The organism is Massilia sp. (genome assembly GCF_031995545.1).
Lineage (GTDB): Bacteria > Pseudomonadota > Gammaproteobacteria > Burkholderiales > Burkholderiaceae_D > Telluria.
Genome location: NZ_DAMAGA010000023.1, coordinates 1 through 22,628, shown reverse-complemented (window position 1 = coordinate 22,628; position 22,628 = coordinate 1). Strand labels below are relative to the sequence as shown.

18 protein-coding genes are annotated in these 22,628 nt (G+C 64.3%); 8 read left to right on the top strand and 10 right to left on the bottom strand.

Going from position 1 to position 22,628, the window contains the following annotated elements; translation table 11 throughout:
- Positions 1-6 precede the first annotated feature (6 nt).
- Entirely contained in the window at positions 7-1,071 is a 1,065-nt protein-coding gene (pyrC, locus tag RTQ83_RS15805) for a dihydroorotase (protein WP_312516518.1), read from the bottom strand.
- Positions 1,072-1,373: 302 nt separating this feature from the next.
- Between pyrC and RTQ83_RS15800 the strand changes: the two genes are divergently transcribed.
- From RTQ83_RS15800 to RTQ83_RS15790, 3 genes are all read left to right on the top strand, one after another.
- Positions 1,374-2,642, top strand: coding sequence for a dicarboxylate/amino acid:cation symporter (locus RTQ83_RS15800; protein ID WP_312516516.1), 1,269 nt, complete (start codon positions 1,374-1,376; stop codon positions 2,640-2,642).
- A gap of 94 nt (positions 2,643-2,736) precedes the next feature.
- Complete coding sequence (locus RTQ83_RS15795) at positions 2,737-4,026, top strand: amidohydrolase family protein (protein ID WP_312516514.1); 1,290 nt, start codon at positions 2,737-2,739, stop codon at positions 4,024-4,026.
- A 50-nt stretch (positions 4,027-4,076) separates the two neighbouring features.
- Positions 4,077-5,156, top strand: coding sequence for a type II asparaginase (locus RTQ83_RS15790; protein WP_312516512.1), 1,080 nt, complete (start codon positions 4,077-4,079; stop codon positions 5,154-5,156).
- 64 nt (positions 5,157-5,220) lie between these two features.
- On the opposite strand, the gene RTQ83_RS15785 is transcribed toward RTQ83_RS15790, so the two are convergent.
- Positions 5,221-7,074, bottom strand: a complete 1,854-nt coding sequence (locus RTQ83_RS15785) for an ABC transporter ATP-binding protein/permease (RefSeq protein WP_312516510.1) — start codon at positions 7,072-7,074, stop codon at positions 5,221-5,223.
- Positions 7,075-7,136: 62 nt separating this feature from the next.
- On the opposite strand from RTQ83_RS15785, the gene RTQ83_RS15780 reads away from it, so the two are divergent.
- Positions 7,137-7,580, top strand: coding sequence for an acyl-CoA thioesterase (locus RTQ83_RS15780; RefSeq protein ID WP_312516508.1), 444 nt, complete (start codon positions 7,137-7,139; stop codon positions 7,578-7,580).
- 11 nt (positions 7,581-7,591) lie between these two features.
- Complete coding sequence (locus tag RTQ83_RS15775; RefSeq protein WP_312516506.1) at positions 7,592-9,166, top strand: alkaline phosphatase D family protein; 1,575 nt, start codon at positions 7,592-7,594, stop codon at positions 9,164-9,166.
- Positions 9,167-9,211: 45 nt separating this feature from the next.
- On the opposite strand, the gene RTQ83_RS15770 is transcribed toward RTQ83_RS15775, so the two are convergent.
- The 4 genes from RTQ83_RS15770 to RTQ83_RS15755 form a co-directional block, all read right to left on the bottom strand.
- Positions 9,212-10,894 (bottom strand): long-chain-fatty-acid--CoA ligase, encoded by a 1,683-nt coding sequence (locus RTQ83_RS15770; protein WP_312516504.1) that lies wholly within the window; start codon positions 10,892-10,894, stop codon positions 9,212-9,214.
- A gap of 85 nt (positions 10,895-10,979) precedes the next feature.
- Positions 10,980-12,671, bottom strand: coding sequence for a long-chain-fatty-acid--CoA ligase (locus RTQ83_RS15765; RefSeq protein WP_312516502.1), 1,692 nt, complete (start codon positions 12,669-12,671; stop codon positions 10,980-10,982).
- Positions 12,672-12,876: 205 nt separating this feature from the next.
- Positions 12,877-13,953: an aminopeptidase gene (locus tag RTQ83_RS15760; protein WP_312516500.1), complete on the bottom strand. Its 1,077-nt coding sequence runs from the start codon at positions 13,951-13,953 to the stop codon at positions 12,877-12,879.
- Between the two features lie 25 nt (positions 13,954-13,978).
- On the bottom strand, positions 13,979-16,081 hold the full coding sequence (locus RTQ83_RS15755) for a molybdopterin oxidoreductase family protein (RefSeq protein WP_312516498.1): 2,103 nt from the start codon (positions 16,079-16,081) through the stop codon (positions 13,979-13,981).
- Between the two features lie 173 nt (positions 16,082-16,254).
- On the opposite strand from RTQ83_RS15755, the gene RTQ83_RS15750 reads away from it, so the two are divergent.
- Positions 16,255-17,448: a M20 aminoacylase family protein gene (locus RTQ83_RS15750; protein ID WP_312516496.1), complete on the top strand. Its 1,194-nt coding sequence runs from the start codon at positions 16,255-16,257 to the stop codon at positions 17,446-17,448.
- 49 nt (positions 17,449-17,497) lie between these two features.
- On the opposite strand, the gene RTQ83_RS15745 is transcribed toward RTQ83_RS15750, so the two are convergent.
- Positions 17,498-18,199, bottom strand: a complete 702-nt coding sequence (locus RTQ83_RS15745) for a suppressor of fused domain protein (protein WP_312516494.1) — start codon at positions 18,197-18,199, stop codon at positions 17,498-17,500.
- Positions 18,200-18,350: 151 nt separating this feature from the next.
- On the opposite strand from RTQ83_RS15745, the gene RTQ83_RS15740 reads away from it, so the two are divergent.
- Together RTQ83_RS15740 and RTQ83_RS15735 are read left to right on the top strand one after the other, a co-directional pair.
- Positions 18,351-18,914, top strand: coding sequence for an acyloxyacyl hydrolase (locus tag RTQ83_RS15740; protein WP_312516492.1), 564 nt, complete (start codon positions 18,351-18,353; stop codon positions 18,912-18,914).
- Positions 18,915-19,061: 147 nt separating this feature from the next.
- Positions 19,062-20,504, top strand: coding sequence for an MFS transporter (locus tag RTQ83_RS15735; protein ID WP_312516490.1), 1,443 nt, complete (start codon positions 19,062-19,064; stop codon positions 20,502-20,504).
- Positions 20,505-20,522: 18 nt separating this feature from the next.
- Here RTQ83_RS15735 and RTQ83_RS15730 read toward each other — a convergent pair whose 3' ends face one another.
- The 3 genes from RTQ83_RS15730 to RTQ83_RS15720 all read right to left on the bottom strand — a co-directional run.
- Entirely contained in the window at positions 20,523-21,002 is a 480-nt protein-coding gene (locus RTQ83_RS15730; RefSeq protein WP_312516488.1) for a hypothetical protein, read from the bottom strand.
- 57 nt (positions 21,003-21,059) lie between these two features.
- Positions 21,060-22,358 (bottom strand): serine hydrolase domain-containing protein, encoded by a 1,299-nt coding sequence (locus tag RTQ83_RS15725; RefSeq protein WP_312516486.1) that lies wholly within the window; start codon positions 22,356-22,358, stop codon positions 21,060-21,062.
- 34 nt (positions 22,359-22,392) lie between these two features.
- Positions 22,393-22,628, bottom strand: a 236-nt coding sequence (locus tag RTQ83_RS15720) for a hypothetical protein (RefSeq protein ID WP_312516484.1), incomplete at its 5' end; no start/stop codon positions are given.

Below are 22,628 nucleotides of genomic sequence, written 5' to 3'. Positions count from 1 at the left end.
CCTCGATCAGACCATCTTCCAGTTAATGGTTTCGCCGGCGTTGAGCGGCACCAGCTGGTGTTCGCCCATCGGCACCGACTCCGGCAGCGTCCACGGCTTGCGCTCGAGGGTGATGGTGCCGGCGTTGCGCGGCAGGCCGTAGAAGGCCGGGCCGTTGAAGCTGGCGAAGGCTTCCAGCTTGTCCAGCGCGCCCGCCTGCGCGAACGCTTCGGTATACATTTCCATCGCGTGCAGCGCGGTGTAGCAGCCGGCGCAGCCGCAGGCGGCGTACTTGGTGTGCACCGCGTGCGGCGCCGAGTCGGTGCCCAGGAAGAAGCGCTCGTCGCCGCTGGTCGCGGCGGTCACCAGCGCCAGGCGGTGCTCTTCGCGCTTGAGCACCGGCAGGCAGTAGAAGTGCGGACGGATGCCGCCGCGGAAGATCTCGTTGCGGTTGTACAGCAGGTGGTGGGCGGTGATGGTGGCCGCGATCGGGCCTTCCGCTTCGGCCACGTACTGGGCCGCGTCCTTGGTGGTGATGTGCTCGAACACCACGTTCAGGGCCGGCATGTCGCGGCGCAGCGGGCGCATCACGCGCTCGATGAACACCGCTTCGCGGTCGAACAGGTCGATGTCGTGGTCGGTGACTTCGCCGTGCACCAGCAGCGGCATGCCGACTTCCTGCATCACTTCCAGCGTCTTGTAGCACTTTTTCAGGTCGGTCACGCCGGCATCCGAATTGGTAGTGGCGCCGGCCGGGTACAGTTTCACGGCGTGGATGAAGCCCGTGTCCTGAGCGCGGCGGATCTCGTCCGGATCGGTGTTGTCGGTCAGGTACAGCGTCATCAGCGGCTCGAACCGGGGCGCCGGACCGCTCAGCCCTTCCGGCAGCGCGGCCAGGATGCGCTCGCGGTAGGCCTGCGCCATGGCGGCGGTGGTGACGGGAGGCTTCAGGTTCGGCATCACGATCGCGCGGCCGAACTGGCGCGCGCTGTGCGGCAGTACGCTGGCCATCGCCGCGCCGTCGCGCAGGTGCAGGTGCCAGTCGTCGGGGCGGGTGATGGTGATGGTGTCTGGGGTCTCGATGGTGGACATGGCGGCTCTCGAAAAACGAATGCGCCATTTTACCCGCGAGCCGCCCGGACAGGGCGCCGGAGCGACCGTAACGACACCGCCACGACTGACTTGTAAGCATGCTTGACAGCACTAACACTGCCTAGGATACTGCGAAACTTGCCATAATCTTCAGAACGAACTGGCCGCGAACCGCCACGAATGACGTGCTTCGTATCGCTTCGGTCCCTCCAAGAGCCAGCTGATTTGCCCATACAACCTGTCAGCGACAGCGCCATCCGTTGCCGCTGGCTCTGCACAGGTCCACGAGACAGGAAGCAGTTATGAACAATCGAAATCGCCTGACCACCTACATCATGATCGCGCTCGTGATCGGTATCGTGGCCGGCTATCTGGTCAACGCCAATACCGACACCGCCGGCGCCCAGAGCTTCTCGGACACGATGTCCCTGATCACCACCCTGTTCCTCCGCCTGATCAAGATGATCATCGCGCCGCTGGTGTTCGCGACCCTGGTGGTCGGCATCGCCAAGATGGGCGACGCCAAGGAAGTCGGCCGCATCGGCGTCAAGGCGCTGGGCTGGTTCGTGATCGCCTCGATCATCTCGCTGTCGCTGGGCCTGGTCCTGGTCAACATCTTCCGTCCGGGCGACGCACTGTTCGCGGCCGGCATGATGCCGCCGATCGGCGCCGAATCGGGCATCACCACCACCAGCCTGACGATGAAGGACTTCATCACCCACCTGGTGCCGGTCTCGATCGCCGACGGCATGGCGAAAAACGAGATCCTGCAGATCGTGGTGTTCTCGGTGTTCTTCGGCACCGCCGCCGCGGCGGTGGGCGCGCGCGCCACGCCGCTGATCGACGCCATCGACGGCGTCGCCCACGTCATGCTCAAACTCACCGGCTACGTGATGAACTTCGCGCCGATCGCGGTCTTCGCGGCGGTGGCCGGCATCATCGCCAAGAGCGGCCTGGGCGTGCTGTCGACCTACGGCATCTTCATGGCCCAGTTCTATTTCGGCATCGCGCTGTTGTGGGTGGTCCTGATCGGCATCGGCATGGCCTTCATCGGCCCGCGCATCATGCGTTTGATTTCCGAGCTGCGCGGCCCGACCCTGCTGGCCTTCTCGACCGCCTCGTCGGAAGCGGCATTCCCGAAAACCCTGGAAGCGCTGGAGCGTTTCGGCGTCAAGAACCGCCTGGCCTCGTTCGTGCTGCCGATCGGCTACTCGTTCAACCTCGACGGCTCGATGATGTACTGCACCTTCGCCGCGGTGTTCATCGCCCAGGCCTATGGCATCGAACTGTCGATGTCGACCCAGATCACCATGATGCTGGTGCTGATGCTGACCTCGAAGGGCATGGCCGGCGTGCCGCGCGCTTCGCTGGTCGTGATCGCCGCCACCCTGTCGCAGTTCAAGATCCCGGAAGCCGGCCTGCTGCTGCTGCTGGCGATCGACCACTTCCTGGACATGGCGCGTTCGGCCACCAACGTGATCGGCAACGGCATCGCCACCGCCGTCGTCGCCAAGTGGGAAGGCGACCTGGGAGAACCGAACAAGGAACCGGCCGTCGCACCGCTGCGCTGACGCGGCGGCGCCTGCAAGACCCCGAAGGCCTTCCCGCGATGGAAGGCCTTTTTTCATGAGTCGTCATACAGTTTTTCACAACGAGGAGCGAGAGATGAAACAGATGGTTGCCGCCAGCCTGCTGGCCCTGTACGGAATCCCGGCCGCACATGCCGCCACCCAGACGGTCGATTGCGGACGCCTGCTCGACGTGCAGACCGGCGCCTGGCGCGAACGGGTCAGCATCGTGATCGAGGATGGCAGCATCAAGTCGGTCGGCCCCATGACCGGGGCCGCCGGCAACATTGACCTCTCGCGCCACACCTGCCTGCCGGGCCTGATCGACATGCACGTGCACCTGACCAGCGAAACCCAGCCGGTGGTGGCCTCGTACCGCGACCGCCTCACCGCCGACCCGGCCGACATGGCGTATCGTTCGGTCAAGTATGCCGAGCGCACCCTGATGGCCGGCTTTACCACGGTGCGCGACCTGGGCGCGGCCGATGGCCTGAACATCGCCTTGAAACGCGCGATCGCCGCCGGCGAAGTGCCGGGGCCGCGCATGTTCACCGCCGGCAAATCGATCGCCACCACCGGCGGGCACGCCGATCCGACCAACAATCTGTCGCACTTCCTGAGCGAGAAGATCGGGCCGCCGGGCCCGCAGGAAGGCGTGGTCGACAGCCCGGAAGAAGCGCGCCAGGCCGTGCGCGCCCGCTACAAGGAAGGCGCGGACCTGATCAAGATCACCGCTACCGGCGGGGTGCTGAGCCAGGCCGCCAACGGCCAGAACTCGCAGTACACCGAGGACGAGCTGCGCGCGGTGGTGGAGACCGCCAAGGACTACGGTTTCCGCGTCGCCGCCCATGCGCACGGCGCCGAAGGCATGAAGCGCGCGCTGCGCGCCGGCGTCGATTCGATCGAGCACGGCACCATGATGGACGACGAGGTGCTGGCGCTGTTCAAGAAGACCGGCCACTGGTACGTGCCGACCATCTCGGCCGGCCGCTACGTGGCGGACAAGGCCAAGGATCCGAATTATTATTCCGCCCTGGTGCGCCCGAAGGCCGCGGCGATCGGACCGCAACTGCAGGCCACGGCGGGCCGGGCGTACAAAGCCGGGGTGAAGATCGCGTTCGGCACCGATGCCGGCGTGTTCCCGCATGGCGAGAACGCGAAGGAGTTCGGCTACATGGTGGAAGCCGGCATGAAGCCGCTCGACGCGATCCGCGCCGCCACCGTGAATGCCGCGCTGCTGCTCGACCAGCCGAAACGGCTGGGTGCTATCGCGCCGGGCTTCGCGGCGGATATCATTGCGGTCGATGGCGATCCGCTGGCCGATGTGAAAGTGCTCGAGCAGGTCAGGTTCGTGATGAAAGAGGGCGTGGTGTACAAGAAGCCGTAAGGCTCGGGTAGGCCCGCCCAGTTGAAGGAAGTACCAAGGAGACGATGTATATGCTGTTCCAGAAAACCGCCCGCACGCGCGCAGCGTTGTTTGGCTTTTTGTTGTTGTGCGCGGCGGCCGTGCAGGCCCAGACGGCCAAGCTGCCGAAGGTGACCATTCTCGCCACCGGCGGAACCATCGCCGGCACCGGCGCCACCAGCACCACCACGGTCGGCTACACCGCCGCCACCGTGGGCGTGCAATCGCTGATCGCGGCGGTGCCCGAGATGTCGAAGGTGGCCAACGTCACCGGCGAGCAGGTGTTCCAGATCGCCAGCGAGAACATCAGCAACGAAGAGTGGCTGACACTGGCCAAGCGCGTCAACGTGCTGCTGGGCCAATCGAACGTGGACGGCATCGTGATCACCCACGGCACCGACACGCTGGAAGAGACGGCGTACTTCCTCAACCTGGTGGTCAAGAGCAGGAAGCCAGTGGTGGTGGTCGGTTCGATGCGGCCGTCCACTGCCCTGTCGGCGGATGGTCCGATCAACCTGTACAACGCGGTGCGGTTGGCGGGCGATCCGGCAGCCGCCGGGCATGGCGTGCTGGTGGCGATGAATGACCAGATCCATGCGGCGCGCGACGTCACCAAGTCCAATACCACCACGGCGGATACCTTCCGTACCGCGGAGCTGGGGATGATCGGCGTGATCCAGGGCGGCAAGCCGTTCTTCTATCGCGACGTCACGCGCAAGCACACCGTGGATACCGAGTTCGATATTGCCAAGCTGGATGCGCTGCCGCAGGTGGATGTGGCGTATGCGTATGCCAACGTCGGGCCGGTGGCGGTGAATGCGCTGGTGGCAGCCGGGGCTAAAGGCCTAGTGCACGCAGGGGTGGGTAATGGCAGTTTGCCGGCCAATACCAAACCGGCGCTGGTGGCGGCGCGTGACAAGGGTGTGGTCATTGTGCGTTCGAGCCGTGTCGGCCAGGGGATCGTGGCGCGCAATGGCGAGGCGAATGACGATCAGCTGGACTTCGTGGTGGCCGATACGCTTAGCCCGCAGAAGGCGCGCATTTTATTGATGCTGGCGTTGACGAAGACAAGCAGCACCAAAGAGATTCAGCGGATGTTTTATACCTACTGATCTGATACTGGTTGAACGCGTTGGCGGCTCCGCCGACGCGTTCAACCTGCGCGTGCAAAACCCATCAATCCTGCTGCACCCCCAACTCCACCGGCGGCGACGCCACCTCTTCATCCGGCCGCGCCAGCTGCCGTTCCCACATCTGCGCATACAGACCGCGCGCGGCCAGCAGCGACCCGTGCGTGCCGCGCTCCACGATGCGGCCATGATCGAGCACGATGATCTGCTGCGCATCCGCGATGGTCGACAGGCGGTGCGCGATCACCAAGGTAGTGCGATTCTTCGCGATTTCTTTGAGCTCGGCCTGGATCGCCTGCTCCGCGCGTGAATCGAGCGCCGACGTGGCTTCGTCGAAAATCAGGATCGCCGGATCCTTGAGCAGCGTGCGCGCGATCGCCACGCGCTGTTTCTCGCCGCCCGACAATTTCAGCCCACGCTCGCCGACCATGCTCTGATACCCATCCGGCAGGCTCTCGATGAAGTCGTGGATCGATGCCGCGCGCGCTGCCGCCACGATGTCCGCGTGGCTGGCGCCCGGCCGGCCATAGGCGATGTTGTATTCGATGGTGTCGTTGAACAGCACCGTATCCTGCGGCACGATGCCGATCGCGGCGCGCAGCGATTGCTGGGTGACGTCGCGCAGGTCCTGGCCGTCGATGCGGATCGCGCCGCCATTCACATCATAGAAACGGAACAGCAAACGTGACAGGGTCGACTTGCCCGAACCGCTGTGGCCGACCACCGCGGTGGTGGTCCCGGCCGGAATCGTGAAGTCGACGTCGAACAGGATCTGACGCTTGGATTCGTAGCTGAACTCGACGTGCGAGAACTCGACCTGGGCGCCACGCGTGACCAGCGGCTGGGCCTTGTCGCTGTCGGCCACTTCGCGGTTCTGGTCCAGTAATCCGAACAGGCGCTCCATGTCGGCCAGACTTTGCTTGATCTCGCGGTAGATCACGCCCAGGAAGTTCAGCGGCAGGTACAGCTGGATCATGAAGGTATTCACCAGCACCAGGTCGCCCAGGCTCATGGTGCCGGCGATCACGCCTTCGGTGGCGCGCCACAGGATCAGCGTCACGGCGGTGGCGATGATCAGCGACTGGCCGGTGTTGAGCACCGACAGCGAAGTCTGCGAGCGCACGCCGGCGTTCTCGTAGTTCTTCAGCCCTTCGTCGTAGCGCTTGGCTTCGTAGTCCTCGTTGCCGAAATACTTGACGGTCTCGTAGTTGAGCAGCGAGTCGATCGCCTTGGTGCTGGCTTTCGATTCCAGCTCGTTCATGGTGCGCCGGAAGTGGGTGCGCCATTCGGTGACCACCACCGTGAAGGTGATGTACGACACCAGCGCCACCGCCGTGATGACGCTGAACCAGATGTCGTAGTTGATCACCAGGTAAGTGAGTACCAGCGTGATCTCGACCAGCGTCGGCAGGATGTTGAACAGCGAGTACGAGATCAGCGAATTCACGCCCCGCGTGCCGCGTTCGATATCGCGCGTCATGCCGCCGGTCTGGCGGTTCAGGTGAAAGCGCAGCGACAGCGCGTGCAGGTGGCGAAACACTTTCAAGGCGATGGTGCGCACCGCGCGCTGCGTGACGCGCGCGAACAGGAATTCGCGCAATTCGGTGAACACGGTGGTGGACAGGCGCAGCAGGCCGTAGGCCACCAGCACGCCGACCGGCAGCACCAGCAGCGCATGCGGATGGGCCGGGTCGATCGCGAGCCCGTCGATCAGTTTCTTGAGCACCAGCGGCACGCCGACGTTGGCCAGTTTGGCGCCGACCAGTGCCGCCATCGCGGCCATGACGCGCCATTTGTAGACCCACAAATACGGGAACAGGGTCTTCAAAGTAGCCCAGTCGTTGCGGGGAACGTTTTTGCTGTCGGGGGGGAGTGGTACTGAGCTGGAGTTGCGGCGCATGACGGAGGTTCGTGATTTATGGTTCAATTCGGGTCGATTGTAGCTTTTACCGAGATTTCACGATGACCATGCCAGAAAACGAAACAACCTCCCCTACCGCCGTCCGTCTTCCCGCAGGCAAGATGCCCGAGCTGCGCGTCATGCCGGCGCCGAGCGATGCGAATGTCTACGGCGACGTGTTCGGCGGCTGGATCATGGCCCAGGTCGACCTGGCCGGCTCGCTGCCGGCCACCCGCCGCGCGAACGGCCGCGTGGCCACCATCGCCGTCAACTCTTTCCTGTTCAAGAACCCGGTGTTCGTCGGCGACCTGCTGTCGTTCTACGCCGACATCACCAAGGTCGGCAACACCTCGATCACCGTATTCGTCGAGGTCTACGCCGAGCGCAACCGCCTGGCCGCCGACGTGGTCAAGGTGACCGAAGCGACGCTGACCTATGTCGCCACCGGCCCGGACCGCAAGCCGCGCCAGCTGCCGCCGCTGGAGTCGCTGGTCGCGCACCGCTAAAGCCTCACCTCATGACCGACGCGTCGCGCCGGCTGTTCCTGCTGCAGGGCGCGCGTTTCTCGGCTGCGCTGGGCGGCGCCACGCTGGCGCACCACGCCGTCGCCGGCCCCGCCTATCCGTTCAGCCTGGGCGTGGCGTCCGGCTCTCCCCTGCCCGATTCGGTGATCCTGTGGACGCGCGTCCTCGCCGATCCGCTCGACGCCGCGCCGCCGTCAGCCCTGGCGCTGGCGGTGCGCTGGGAAGTGGCCGAGGATGAAGCCTTCCGCCGCATCGCCGCGCAAGGCACCGCCAGCGCCGTGCCCGCGCTGGCGCACAGCGTGCACGTCGACGTCAAGGGATTGCGGCCGGACCGCTGGTACTGGTACCGCTTCATGCTGGGCGACGCGGTCAGTCCGGTCGGCCGCACGCGCACCGCGCCCGCGGCGGGCGCCGAGGTTGCGCGCCTGCGCGTGGCGGTGGCCTCGTGCCAGCACTGGGAATTCGGCAGCTATGGCGCGCACCGCCACATCGCCGCCAGCGCGCCCGACCTGGTCGCCTTCCTCGGCGACTACATCTACGAATGGGGACCGTACCAGCTGCGCCATCCGGCGCGCGCGGTGCGCAGCCACGAATCTTTCACGCTGGGCGACTACCGGCGCCGCTACGCCCAGTACAAGAGCGACTCCGACCTGCAGGCCGCGCACCGCGCCGCGCCGTGGATCGTGACCTGGGACGACCACGAAGTCGCCAACGACTACGCCAGCCTGCGCGACGAACGGCTGGCGGACGACTTCGCGGCGCGGCGCGCGGCGGCGTACCAGGCCTTCTACGAACACATGCCGCTGCGGCTGCCGAACGTGCGGCGCGACAGCTTCGCGGCGATGCGCCTGCACCAGCGCTACGACTGGGGACGGCTGGCGCGCATCCACGTGCTGGACGACCGCCAGTACCGCGCGGTGCAGGCCTGCAGCAAGACCAATCGCGGCGGCTCGAACGCGTTCTATGCGCGCGAGTGCGCGGCGCTGCGCGATCCCAAGCGCAGCATGCTGGGCGGGGAGCAGGAAGCATGGCTCGACGCCGGCCTGCGTTCGTCGCGCGCGCAGTGGAACATCCTGGCGCAGCAGACGCTGATGGCGCAGTCGAGCAGTTCGCCCGTGCGCAAGGAAGGCGATAACCGCGTGTGGAGCGATGGCTGGGATGGCTATCCGCTGGCGCGCAAGCGCCTGCTGGCGTCGCTGCAAGCTTCAAAAGCGCGCAATCCGGTGGTGCTGGGCGGCGACGTGCACACCTTCTATGCCTGCGAACTGCGGCCCGATTTCGTGCGTCCCGTGTCGAACAGGAATCCGGTGGTGGCGAGCGAGTTTTGCGGCACCTCGATCACGTCGAGCTCACGCCCGCAGCAACGCACGCTGGCGCACGTGGCCAACAATCCGCACATGCTGTACGGACGCAGCGACAAGCGCGGCTACATGCTGCTGGAGGTGACGCCGCAGCAGACCACGGCGCGGTTCCTGGGGCTGGACGATGTGCGCAATGCCGGCTCGAAGATCGCGACGCTGGCCTCGTTCAGGGTCACCGACGGCAAGGCCGGCCCGCAGCGCATATGAGAAAAAGGCCGCTGTCGAAGCGGCCCCGGAACCATCACGCCTGCGTCAAGCAGGCTTCTTCTCGTCGCGCAGCTCGCGCCGCAGGATCTTGCCCACATTCGTCTTCGGCAGCGTCTCGCGGAACTCCACGAACTTCGGCCGTTTATAACCGGTCAGCTGCTCCTTGCAGAATGCTTTCACCTGATCCGCCGTCAGCGCCGCATCCTTCTTGACGATATACAGCTTCACCGCCTCGCCCGAGTTCTGGTCCGGCACACCGACGCACGCCACTTCGAGCACGCCCGGCAGCCCCGCCACCACGTTCTCGACCTCGTTCGGATACACATTGAAGCCCGACACCAGGATCATGTCCTTCTTGCGGTCCACGATCCTGGTATAGCCACGTTCATCCATGATGCCGATGTCGCCGGTCTTGAAGAAGCCGTCCGCGGTCATGACCTTGGCCGTCTCGTCGTCACGCTGCCAGTAGCCCGCCATCACCTGCGGGCCGCGCACCGCGATCTCGCCGGCGGTGCCGAACGGGACGCCGTTGCCGGCTTCGTCCAGGATGCGGATCTCGGTCGACGGCAGCGGCAAGCCGATGGTGCCGGTGAATTCGGAGATGTCGCAGCGGTTGGCGGTGACCACCGGCGAGGTTTCGGACAAGCCATAACCCTCGACGATCGGGATGCCGGTGGTGGCCAGCCATTTGTCGGCCACCGCCTTCTGCACCGCCATGCCGCCGCCCGGGCACACCATCAGGCCCGAGAAATCGAGCTTGGCGAAGTCAAGGTTGTTCAGCAGGCCGTTGTACAGCGTGTTCACCGCCGGGAAGATGTTGATGCGGTAGTTACCCAATTCCTTGACGAAGCCCGGAATGTCGCGCGGGTTCGGGATCAACAGGTTCATGCCGCCCACGCGCAGGCCGAGCAGCGCGCACACCGTCAGCGCATAGATGTGGTACAGCGGCAGCGCGCACGCGAACTGCGCCTGCTCGCCGGCCTTCATGCGGCTCAGGGTCGGGGCGAACCAGGCTTCGTTCTGCAGCACGTTGGCGATCACGTGGCGGTGCAGCAGCACCGCGCCTTTCGACACGCCGGTGGTGCCGCCGGTGTACTGCAGGAAGGCGATGTCGTCGTGGCCGATAATGACGGGTTTGAGGGTCTCGCGCGCGCCCTCGGACAGCACCTGGTTGAAGCCGATCGCACCGGGCAGCGACCACGCCGGCACCAGCTTCTTGATCTTGCGCACCACCAGGTTGACCAGCGTGCCTTTCACGGTGCCGAGCAGGTCGCCCATGGTCGCGACCACAGTATGCTTCACCTGCGTCTGGCCAATCACCTGCTCCAGCGTGTGCGCAAAGTTCTCCAGCACCACGATCGCCTCGGCGCCCGAATCGACCAGCTGGTGCTGCAGTTCGCGCGGCGTGTACAGCGGATTGACGTTGACGATCACGTAGCCGGCGCGCAGCACGGCGGCCAGCGCCACCGGATACTGCAGCACGTTGGGCAGCATGATCGCCACGCGCGCGCCCGGTTGCAGGCCGCGCGCCTGCAGCCAGGCGGCCATGCGCTGCGACATCGCATCCAGTTCGGCGAACGTGATGGACTTGCCCATGCAGGCGTAGGCCTTGCGGTCGGCGTACTTGCGGAACGCCTCTTCCAGCAGATGCGTCAGCGAGCGGTACTGGGTCGGGTCGATGTCGGCTGCCACGCCATTCTCGTACGACGAGAGCCAAAATTTATCCATCTGTTCCATTGCCTTCCTTGTTGGTTCCAATAAAACGAGAAAGCCGCCCGGCGGGCGGCTTTCGCCGTCGAAGCCACCGCGCCCCTTAACTTGCCTGCGCCGCCGCCTGCTTCTCGTCGCGCAGCGCGCGCCGCAGGATCTTGCCGACGTTGGTCTTCGGCAGCTCGTCGCGGAATTCGATGTACTTCGGTTTCTTGTAGCCGGTGAACTGCTCCTTGCAGTAGCCCATCAGCTGTTCGGCGGTGAGGTTCGGGTCCTTCCTGACCACGAAGACCTTGACCGCCTCGCCCGAGTGCTCGTCCGGCACGCCCACCACCGCGCATTCGAGCACGCCCGGGTGGCCGGCGATCACGCCTTCCAGTTCGTTCGGATAGACGTTGAAGCCCGAGACCAGGATCATGTCCTTCTTGCGGTCGACGATCTTCACGTAGCCTTGCGCGTCCATGATGCCGACGTCGCCCGAGCGGAAGTAGCCGTCGGCGGTCATCACCTTGGCCGTTTCGTCCGGCCGGTTCCAGTAGCCGGCCATCACCTGCGGGCCGCGGATCGCGATCTCGCCCACCTGGCCAATGCCCAGCTGGCGGCCTTCGTCGTCGACGATGGCGATCTCGGTGGACGGCAGCGGCAGGCCGATGCTGCCGGTGAAGTCCTGCACGTCGCAGCGGTTGCAGGTGGCCACCGGCGCGGTTTCCGACAGGCCGTAACCCTCGATGATAGCCGTCCCCGTGACTTGCCGCCACTTGTCGGCCACCGGCTTTTGCACCGCCATGCCGCCGCCATTGCAGACGCGCAGCGCGGAAAAATCGAGGTGGGCGAAGTCGGGGTTGTTGAGCAGCGCGTTATACAGCGTGTTCACCGCCGGCAGCATGTTGAAGCGGTACTTGGCCAGTTCCTTGACGAAGCCCGGGATGTCGCGCGGATTGACGATCAGGACGTTCAGCGCGCCGGTGCGCATGCCGAACATGGCGCACGCGGTCAGCGCGAAGATGTGGTACAGCGGCAGCGCGCAGATGATGGTGACTTGCTCGCCGCCGGCCTCGCCCAGCGCCGGCTTGGACCACTCCTCGGTCTGCAGCGCATTGGCGATCACGTTGCGATGGGTGAGCGTGGCGCCTTTCGACACGCCGGTGGTGCCGCCGGTGTACTGCAAAAAGGCGACGTCATCGGCCTTGATCCCGGCCGGCTTGAAAGGCATGCGCGCGCCCTGCGCCAGCGCATCCTTGAAGGTGACCATGTTCTGCAGCGAGAACTCGGGCACCATCTTCTTGACGTTGCGGACCACGAAGTTGACCACCATGCCCTTCACCGCACCCAGCATCTCGCCCATGCTCGCCACCACCACGTGGCGCAGCGGGGTCTTGCCCATCACCTGCTGCACCGTATGGGCGAAGTTTTCCAGCACGACGATGGCTTCGGCGCCGGAGTCCTTCAGCTGGTGTTCCAGCTCGCGCGCGGTGTACAGCGGGTTGACGTTGACTACCGTGTAGCCGGCGCGCAGCACGGCGGCCAGCGCCACCGGGTACTGCAGCACGTTCGGCATCATGATCGCGACGCGCGCGCCGGGCGCCATGCCGCGGCTTTGCAGCCAGGCCGCCAGGCGCTTCGAATAGGTGTCGAGTTCGCCGTAGGTGAGGAACTTGTCCATGCACACATAGGCATTGCGGTCCGCATACTTGCCGAAGGATTCTTCCAGCAGGTGCACCAGGGAGCAGTATTGATCCGGGTTGATCTCCGCAGGCACGCCCGGGGGATACGACTGCAGCCAAGTTTTGTCCATCGCTCGCCTCTGTCTCGAATTCGCTGTCGCTGTGGCCGATGCACGTTGCCATGCATCGGTTTCGTTATCGTCGAGCGGCCTGGGTTTCGTTATCGCCGCGCGCGCGAAGCTTATGCCTTTGCTATCGCTGGGTGTGATGCTATCGGGCAGCGCTGTTGCACGCAAGCGCTTTCGCGGCGATTGGAACGTGGACTCTACGAAGCTGCTATGGGGCACCTCCGATGCTGCGCTGCACCACAAGCGCTCCCGGCAGGGTGGTGGCACCGAGGCGCCTGAGGGCGTCATGCCTCGCCTCTTTGTCAAGCTTGGCGAGGCGATTCACCGCATCATAGAAGCCGTTCCAGCTCTTTTCGCGGCGCAGCAAATTGCGGAACGCGGGGACGAAATCGTTGTACGTCGCGATCGAGGCCAGGTGCGCGTTCGAGAGCGGCTCGGCGAAGAAGCGGTCGTAGCCGGCGTAGCCGCCCCAGTTCGCCTTCAGCACCTGGTAGTCGTCCTTCAGCGCGATGAACAGGCGCGCCTTGGTCGCGCGCTTCTGCTCATCCGGCATCATGCTCTTGTAGGTACGGTCCAGTTCGCCACGATAGCGCACCAGCAGCGCCAGGAAGTCGGTCTTGCGGGTCTTGTAGCGTTCATAGGCGTCGCTCATCGCCGGGTTGCCGAAGCGCTCCAGCCAGGCTTCGACGCCGGCCTGCTCCACCGCGCTGGCGAACGATTCGTTGAATTGCGAGTCGCCGGCCACGTAGACCACCTGGTGCGCCAGTTCGTGGAAGATCAGGCGCGCCAGTTCGGCGTCCGGGTAATTGATGAAGGTCGAGACCAGCGGATCGCTGAACCAGCCCAGCGTCGAATAGGCGCTGACGCCGCCCACTTCGACATCGTGACCCTGGGCGCGCAATTGTCTGGCGTAGGCCTGGGCCGCGTCCTTGCTGTAGTAGCCGCGGTAATTCACGCAGCCGGCGACCGGGAAGCACCATTGCATCGGCTTCAATGACAGTTCGGGCGTGGCGACCACGTTCCACAGCACGTAGGGGCGTTTCAGGTTGGTGTAGTTGGTGTAGCTGCCATTGTTCGGCAGCTTCATTTCCTGGATCGCGTAGCGCCGGATCTGGCGCGCCGCCTCGAGGCGGTGGCGCAGCTTGACGTTGGTATTCGAATCGGCGATCCAGTCGTCGATCGGGCGCGCATCGGCCAGCAATTCGAGCTGGCCTTGGGCGGCTTGGGTGTAGTAGGAAAGGGATGAGCAGCTTGACAACATCAGGGCCGCAGCTGCGGCGGCCATGACTGGCCGGAAGGCTTGGGAAAATCTAGAGGGTTTCATCTCGCGTCAAGGGTGCGGCTCTTTCGACCTGCACCAGGGTGTCGTAGAAAGTGGGCGCCCGGCCCATGTCGGTCAAACGCTGGCTGGTGACTTCATTGGCGTTCTTGCCGTCGCTGGCGAGTTTCTTCCACCAGATCGACAATCCCACCACCAATCCAGCACGCGCCTTGTCGGTCACGCGTGCGCGGGCGAGGAACGAACCGCGGTCGTTATAAATGCGCGCCATGTCACCGTGGGCGATGCCGCGCGCGGCGGCATCGTCTGGGTGGATGTCGAGGTGCGGTTCGCCCTCAGTTGCACGCAAGCTCTGTACATTGACAAACGTTGAGTTGAGGAAGTTCCGTGCCGGCGGAGAAATCATCGCCAGCGGATATTTCTTTGCCAATTCGGGATTCGATGCCACCGATTCGTACGGGGCGATATAGGCCGGCACCGGATCGAGGCCGTCGGCCAGCATCTGCTCCGAGAAGAACTCGCACTTGCCCGATGGGGTCGTGAAGCCGCCTTCGGCGAACGGCGCGGCCGGCATGTTCAGCTTTTTCCAGCCGCTGCGCTTGAGCGACTCCCAGTCGAAGTGGATGGCGCGCGTGTCCTTGGTATTGAAGGCCTGGGCCGCGATCTCGTCGTCGCTCTCGCTGAAGCAGGGCTCGGTGTAGCCCATGCGCGCGGCCAGCAGGCGGAAGAATTCGGTGTTCGGTTTCGATTCGCCGACCGGAGCGACGGCGGCGTTGTTCGCCATCATGTACAGGTGGCCGTAGGCCAGGTGCGCATCGACGTGCTCGAGCTGGGTGGTGGCCGGCAGCAGGATGTCGGCGTAGTCGGCGCTGTCGGTGTGGAAGTGTTCCAGCACCACGGTGAACAGGTCTTCGCGCTCGAAGCCGCGCTGCACCTTGGCCGAATCGGGGGCGATCGCCAGCGGGTTGGCGTTGTACACGATCACGGCTTCGATCTTGGGGCCGAACTCGGGCGATGCTTCGGTGAGCAGATCGTCGCCGATGGTGGTCATGTTGATCGTGCGCGGGGTGCGGCCGTCGAGCAGGTCCGGACGCTGCAGCGCCGGGCGGTTGGTCGGGAACGAGGCCGAGGTCGACAGCTGCACGCCGCCGGCAGGATGGCGCCAGGCGCCCACCAGCGCCGGCAGGCAAGTAATGTTGCGCACGCCCATGCCGCCGCCGCGCACGCGCTGCATGCCGTAGTTGACGCGGATCGCGGCCGGTTCGCCGTTCTTCGCGGTCTGGCCGTACAGGCGCGCCAGCTCCACCACTTCCTGCACCGTGATGCCGCAAGTCTCGGCGGTCTTTTCCGGCGTCCATTCGCGCACGCGTTCCTTGAGCGGCTCGAAGCCGAGCGTGTATTTCTCGATGTAGTCGTGGTCGATCAGGTCTTCCGCGATCAGCACGTGCATCATGCCCAGCGCCAGCGCGGCGTCGGTGCCCGGCAGCAGCGCGATGTGCTGGTGGCATTTCTCGGCCGTCAGCGAACGGTACGGATCGATCGCGATCAGCTTGGCGCCGCGGCGCTTGGCTTCCTGGGCGCGCATCCAGAAGTGCAGATTGGAGGCGATCGGATTGCCGCCCCAGATGATGATCAGCTTGGCGTTCTGGAACTCTTCCAGGTCGGTGCCGATCGAACCTCCGATGGTGTAGCGGTAGCCGGTGGCACCGGCGGTGGCGCAGATGGTGCGGTCCAGCAGCGAGGCGCCCAGCTTGTTGAAGAAGCGCAGCGACATCGACTCGCCCTGCACCAGGCCCATGGTGCCGCAATAGCTGTAAGGCAAGATCGCCTGCGGATCGCGCACGGCAATGGCGCTCAGGCGCGCGGCGATCTCGTCCAGCGCCTCATCCCAGCTGATGCGCTCGAACTTGCCTTCTCCCTTGCGACCGACGCGGCGCATCGGGTACAGCACGCGGTCCGGGTGATAGGTGCGGTCGATGTAGCGCGACACCTTGGTGCACAGCACGCCCGCCGTGGTCGGATGCTCCGGATCGCCTTTGACTTCGGTCGCGACGCCGTCTTCGACTTTGACGAGCAGCGCGCAGGTATCGGGGCAATCATGGGGGCAGGTCGCACGGACGAGAGTAGTGGTCATCTTCTTATGAAACAGGGGAAAAGCTGCGAGAAAAACTTCGTGAAACCAATACTTTATACGATTACGACGGGGTCCGTACCCTCCTCTGTTAAGACTGTTTGAGGAAGGCTACAATAGTTAAAAACAAGCCATGTAAGCGTGGCAAGACAATCGTCGACATCGAGGAGAATGCGATGAAACTAGTGGAACCTATCCTGGCAACACAAGCCGAAATTCAATCCATCCGGCGCGACCTGCACGCCCATCCCGAGCTGTGCTACGAAGAACACCGCACCGCCGAGATCGTGGCCGAGCGCCTGACCGCATGGGGCATTCCCGTGGTGCGCGGCCTGGGCGTTACCGGCGTGGTCGGCATCGTCAAGAACGGGACGTCCGAGCGCGCGATCGGCCTGCGCGCCGACATGGATGCGCTGCCGATGCAGGAACTGAACGGCTTCGCCCACGCCTCCACCCACGCCGGCAAGATGCACGCCTGCGGTCATGACGGCCACACGGCGATGCTGCTCGGCGCCGCCCACTATCTGTCGCAACACCGCAACTTCGACGGCACCGTGTACCTGATCTTCCAGCCGGCCGAGGAAGGTGGCGGCGGCGCCAAACGCATGATCGACGACGGTCTGTTCGAGCGTTTCCCGATGGACGCGGTGTACGGCATGCACAACTGGCCCGGCATCGCCGAGGGCAGCTTCGGCGTGGTGGCTGGGCCGATGATGGCGTCCAGTAACGAGTTCCGCGTGACGGTGCGCGGCAAGGGCGCGCATGCGGCCCAGCCGCACCGCGGCATCGATCCGGTGATGGTGGCGGTGCAGATCGCGCAAGCCTGGCAGACCATCGTCTCGCGCGAAAAGAATCCGCTCGAGACGGCGGTGTTGTCGATCACCCAGATCCACGCCGGCAGCGCCACCAACATCATTCCCGACGAAGCCGAGCTGGTCGGCACTGTGCGCACCTTCTCGACCGGGGTGCTGGACCTGATCCAGCGCCGCATGCAGGAAATGGCTGAGGGAATCGCGACCGGCTTCGGCGCTAGTGTCGAGTTCGGCTTCAAGCGCAACTATCCGCCGCTGGTGAATCATCCGGAGCAGACCGCGTTCGCGATCGAGGCGATGCGCGCGGTCGTGGGCGCGGCGCGGGTCGATACCGATGTAGAGCCGACCATGGGCGCCGAGGACTTCGCCTTCATGCTGCAGGCCAAGCCGGGCTGCTATGTGTTCATCGGCAATGGCGAAGGCGAGCACCGCGCCGGCGGCCACGGACTGGGGCCGTGCCAGCTGCACAATGCCAGCTATGACTTCAACGACAACCTGCTGCCGATCGGGGCCAGCTATTGGGTGCGTCTGGTGGAGATGAGCCTGCCTGCGGGCTGAGCTCGTATCATGGGCAGCCGGGCCTGCGGCCCGGCTTTATTGTTTCGGCTCAGAACAGGCCGAGGAATTTCTTCTTGACCGTGTTCTTGCGTGCCGGGTTGGCCACGTCGGTCACGTCCTTCTCATTGAAGCAATCGAGCAGCTCGGCGAAGCCGCGCCGGCGCGCCAGATCCAGTTCTTGCTGGAACAGCGGCACCACGCAGTGGAAATAAATGTCCTTGCCGTCGACCGTCAGCGAGTGGAACGGTTCCGGCGCCGACACCGGCGGCAGCACGATGGCGCCGCTAAAAGCCACACTCGCCGTGTACGGCTTGGCCGGGTGGCCGTTCGGCACCGAGTGGCCGAGGCCGAGCCAGGTCGCCTGCTTGTGCGGATAGTGCGCCAGATGGCACAGCAGGGCCACCGGCCAGTACCAGCGCTCGTCCTGCACCGAGGTCTCATCCAGCTTCCAGCTGGCCGGCAAGCTCATCATCAGTTCGGCATACGGCGGCGCGCCTTCGGGAGTCGTCATCGCCTTCTGGCTCATGCCCGAAGTCACCAGGCGCATGAAGGGATACGCCGGGCTCGGCTCGATTACATGGATATCGACCTGGATCTCGTCCTTGGCGGTTTCGTGGAACACCAGCGCCGGCTTGCCCAGGTGGGCGGCGATGTGGTCGGCGACCGGGTCGTGCGGCAGCACGGCGGGCGCGGCTTCGCGCTGCATGGGGGCGGTGAGCGGGTACAGCGGGGTGATGGTTGGTTCGGCCATTGTCATTGATGAAAGTCGGTTGCGGCGGGCGTTATGATACCTGTCCCGCACAGTTGGAGGGCCGTCAGCGAAGGTTTGTTCACACTTGTACAATGGCGCATTGCACAAGAAGTTTTGACAAGACTGCTGCAACCTCATCCCAAGGTCAACCATGATTACTACGAAAAAAATGAGCGCGCTGGCCGCGCTGTGCGCCGCACTGTGCGCGCCATCGGCTTTCGCCCAATCCAACTTCGCCAACGGCTACATCGATTCGTTCTCGGTCGAGTACGGCTCGGGCCCGCAGCAGCGCATGGGCCGCATCGCCTTCCAGTCCGACTGGGACAAGCAATGGTTCGCCGGCAATGGCCGTCACCTGTCGGGCTACTGGGAAGGCAACCTGGCCCTGTGGCGCCTGAACTCGTACGAGAACGTGCGCGGCCGTAACAAGAACATCGGCGTCATCGGCTTCACCCCGGTGTTCCGCTACCAGAACGACAACAAACTCGGCTTCTACGGCGAGATCGGCATCGGCGTCAACCTGTTCTCGACCCTGTACAAGAACGAAGACAAGGAACTGTCGACCGCCTTCCAATTCGGCGACCACCTGGGCATCGGCTACACCACCGCAAAATGGGACTTCGGCCTGAAGTACCAGCACTACTCGAACGCCAGCATCAAGAGCCCGAACGCGGGCGCCAACTGGCTGATCGCGAAAGCGGCCTACCGCTTCTGATAAGCGGCCTACCGCTTCTGATACCGCGTCTGATGCCGCTGTTGATGCCGCAGTGCGCCGGTGCGGTCACTGGCGCGGGCATCTTGCAATGTATGACACAATCGGGCCTCGCGCCGCGCTTGCGCGCGCTGTTTTGAAGAGGCCCGATTGACCCCGTCCCCTACCCTCAAGCGCTACCTTCCCTGGCTGGTTGCCACTGCCCTGTTCATGGAGCAGTTGGACGCGACCATCGTCAATACCGCCATTCCCAGCATCGCCGCCAGCCTCGGCGTCACCCCGCTGAGCCTGAAGTCGGTGGTTACCAGCTACATCCTCGGCCTGGCGGTCGGGATCCCGGTCAGCGGCTGGATGGCCGACCGCTACGGCACCAAGCGCGTGTTCTTCATCGCGATCGCGATCTTTACCACGGCTTCGGTGCTGTGCGGACTGTCGCTGAATGCCCAGATGATGACGGCGGCGCGCCTGCTGCAGGGGCTGGGAGGCGCGATGATGATGCCGGTCGGACGGCTGGCCATCGTACGCACCTTCCCCAAGAACGAGTTGCTGGGGGCGATGAACTTCGTGATCATCCCGGCCCTGATCGGCCCGCTGCTGGGTCCGACGATCGGCGGCCTGATCGTGCACTGGGCGTCGTGGCGCGTCATCTTCTTCGTCAATATCCCGTTCGGACTGGCCGCGATGTACTTTGTCTGGCGCCATATGCCGGACTACCGCTCGGACGAGCGCCGTCCGCTCGACGTGCTCGGTCTGATCCTGTTCAGCAGCGGCACCGCCCTGCTGTCGTGGGTGCTGGAAGTGTTCGGCGAGCACACGCTGGACGGCATGACCGCCGGCCTGCTGCTGTTGCTGTCGTTCGGCCTGCTGGCGACCTATGCCTGGCATGCCTGCCGCACCAAATTCCCGCTGCTGCGCCTGACACTGCTCAAAGTGCGCACCTTCCGCATCTCAGTGCTGGGCGGCTTCGTAACCCGGCTCGGCGTCGGCGGCCTGCCCTTCCTGCTGCCGCTGCTGTATCAGCTGGGCATGGGCTTGCCGGCATGGCAGTCGGGCCTGCTGATGATGCCGTCGGCGCTGGGCGCGATGGGCATGAAGATGTTCGCGCCCAAGCTGCTGAACCGCTTCGGCTACCGTCAGGTGCTGGTGATGAACACGGTCTGCATCGGCATCACGATCGCCCTGTTCACCCTGGTCAGCGCGAGCACGCCGCTGCCGCTGGTCGTCGCGATCAGCCTGATGCAGGGACTGTTCAACTCGCTGCAATTTTCGAGCATGAACACGCTGGCCTATGCCGACATCGAGGGGCCCGATTCCAGCATGGCCAGCACCATCTCGAGCTCGTTCCAGCAATTGTCGATGAGCTTCGGGCTGGCGGCCGGCTCGATCGTCACCGCCTGGTTCCTGGGCGGCGTGTCGCAGACCAACCAGGGCCAGGTGACGCAGGCGCTGCACCATGGCTTCAGCGTACTGGCGGGGCTGACGCTGATCTCGTCGCTGATCTTCTGGCGCCTGCGCCGCAACGATGGCGACAGCATCAGCCGCGGGCAGATCAAGGCACAGCAGGCGGCGGAGCCGGTGACGACGTCGCCGTAGCGCTCGTTCATTGATGGCTTAGTGCCAGGCGACATAAGGCAGCACGCCCCACCAGGTCAGGACCAGCAGCAGTTGCAGTGCTGCTGCCAGCGCAAGCAGATCGGCGATTGACCGTGCCAGTCGTGCTTGCCTGAACCACAGCAGGATGCCGGCCAGCATGGCGAATGGCATCAGGTGAGTCGCTACTGCCAGCAGGATGTTGCCGATCGTCGGGTCGCCAAGTTGCATGAATGATTGAGCGGACAGGAAAGGCAGCGCTGCGACAATGAGCAACAAGGGCGCGCTGCCAATCATGAGCGGCGCTGGCCTGCGTGGCCCTTTCGCGATCAGGCGCCAGGCGCCGACCAGCAGCACGTACGACAAGCCCGCCAGGCCCAGCAATAAACTGATCCACAGCGCGGCGAATGCAATCAGCGGCATCTGTCGGTGACTGCGAATGCCGTTGCTGAACATGCGGCGGCCGTCTTCCGAGATGTACAGGACGTGTGACGGACGCATGCGGTCTACGGCGCGGAACAGGGCTGGTCCCACTGGGCTGAGCGTGACCGGATTTGCCTAGAGCGTGCGCAGCAATAGGCCATCGCCGGCCGTACCGACGTGCGTGGCGTTGAACACGACATCGATCCAGGCCAGTGAGGCAATACCGCTGGTCGTGGGCACATATATCCCGCGCCATGGCGCCAGATCGACAGCGTTGGCAATCGTGGGAACGGGAGACTCGGGCGGCATGGCGAGCCGTTCGGTCAGCAAGCGGTTGAAGCGTTCGTAATCGGCGGTCTCGCTATTGGTGTTGAACGCGACAAAGAAACCTTTGGCATGCTCGGGAAAGATGCACAGCATGCTGCGAAAGCCCACCGTGCCGCCGGGGTGGCAGGCGCCGACTACCCTGTTGCGGTCACGTACCGCCAGGGCTAGGCCGTGGCCGGTATCGAGACCATGATTGGCTGCTTCGGTACCCTTGGGTGGCGCAAGCGCAGCCAGCAGCTCGGGTGCGACAAATACGTCTCCATCAACCTTGCCATCACTCAGCAGGAACTGCATGAAGCGGCCCATGTCATGGGCCGTAGTGGCAAATTGTTCGACCGGGCGCATGAAGCTGGCGGTCACTGGATACGGCTGCATGCGGTCAAGGTGGCCCATGGCTAGTTTCGGGTCGGCATCCGCACCCTGCTGGGTGCGGAAAACGAAAGTACTGTCGCGCATGCTGAGTGGCGCCAGAATGGATCGGTCCATATAGCGCTCATAGGGCTGCTTGGTGACGGCTTCGATCACCATCGCCAGCAGGATGTAGCCGGTATTCGAATACGCGTAATTGCGCCCGGGACGCGTGCGTACGCGCAACAGGCCGTTGTGCGTCATGATGTCCTGGGCGAGTGGCGCAGTCGGCCGTGCGCACTGGCTGAAAAGCTGCGACAGGCGAAAGTTCTCGAGGCCGGCGGTATGCATCATCAGATGCCGCACCGTGACCGGATCGCTAGCGGCCCATGGGTTATCGATCGCTAGCTGCGGCAACAGCGCAGCAACGTCGGCATCGAGCGACAGTTTGCCGGTCGTGATCAGGTGCAGCACGCCAATTGCGAGCACGACCTTGGTCACCGAACCGGTTTGCGTGCGGGTGGCATTCATCATGCGTTCGCCTGTAGCGGCATTCTTGATGCCGATGGCGCCAGTCTCGATGCCGTGTTCAGGGGTGACAATCGACCATAGCGCGCCACTGAGACCTTCCTTGCGCAGCGCTTCCCCAAATAAGCCGTCGATCGACGGAGTGGCTTGCGCATTCAGTGTGAACAGCAGCGAAATCAGCAGAAATTTCGTGACAAAGCCTGCATTGCACATCGCCTGAATCGGTGTCATCGAGCGGCTCCTGGCCAGATTGATTACACCGAGCTTAGCGGCTGGTCAGCGGCTTGTCGTCATGCCAGCGACGAGTGGAAGCAGGAACCGATGAGCTGTCGAAATGAACGATAAACAGTTTGACCGGCCTGTGCATTTTCTCTTGTAGGATGGCGGCTTCGCCGCCGACGCGTTCAGCCAGTGTTTGATGCGGCGAACCGTTCACGAAGCCCAATGCAAAAAACCCCACCAGATCACTGGTGGGGTTTTTCATATAACTAGCCTGACGAT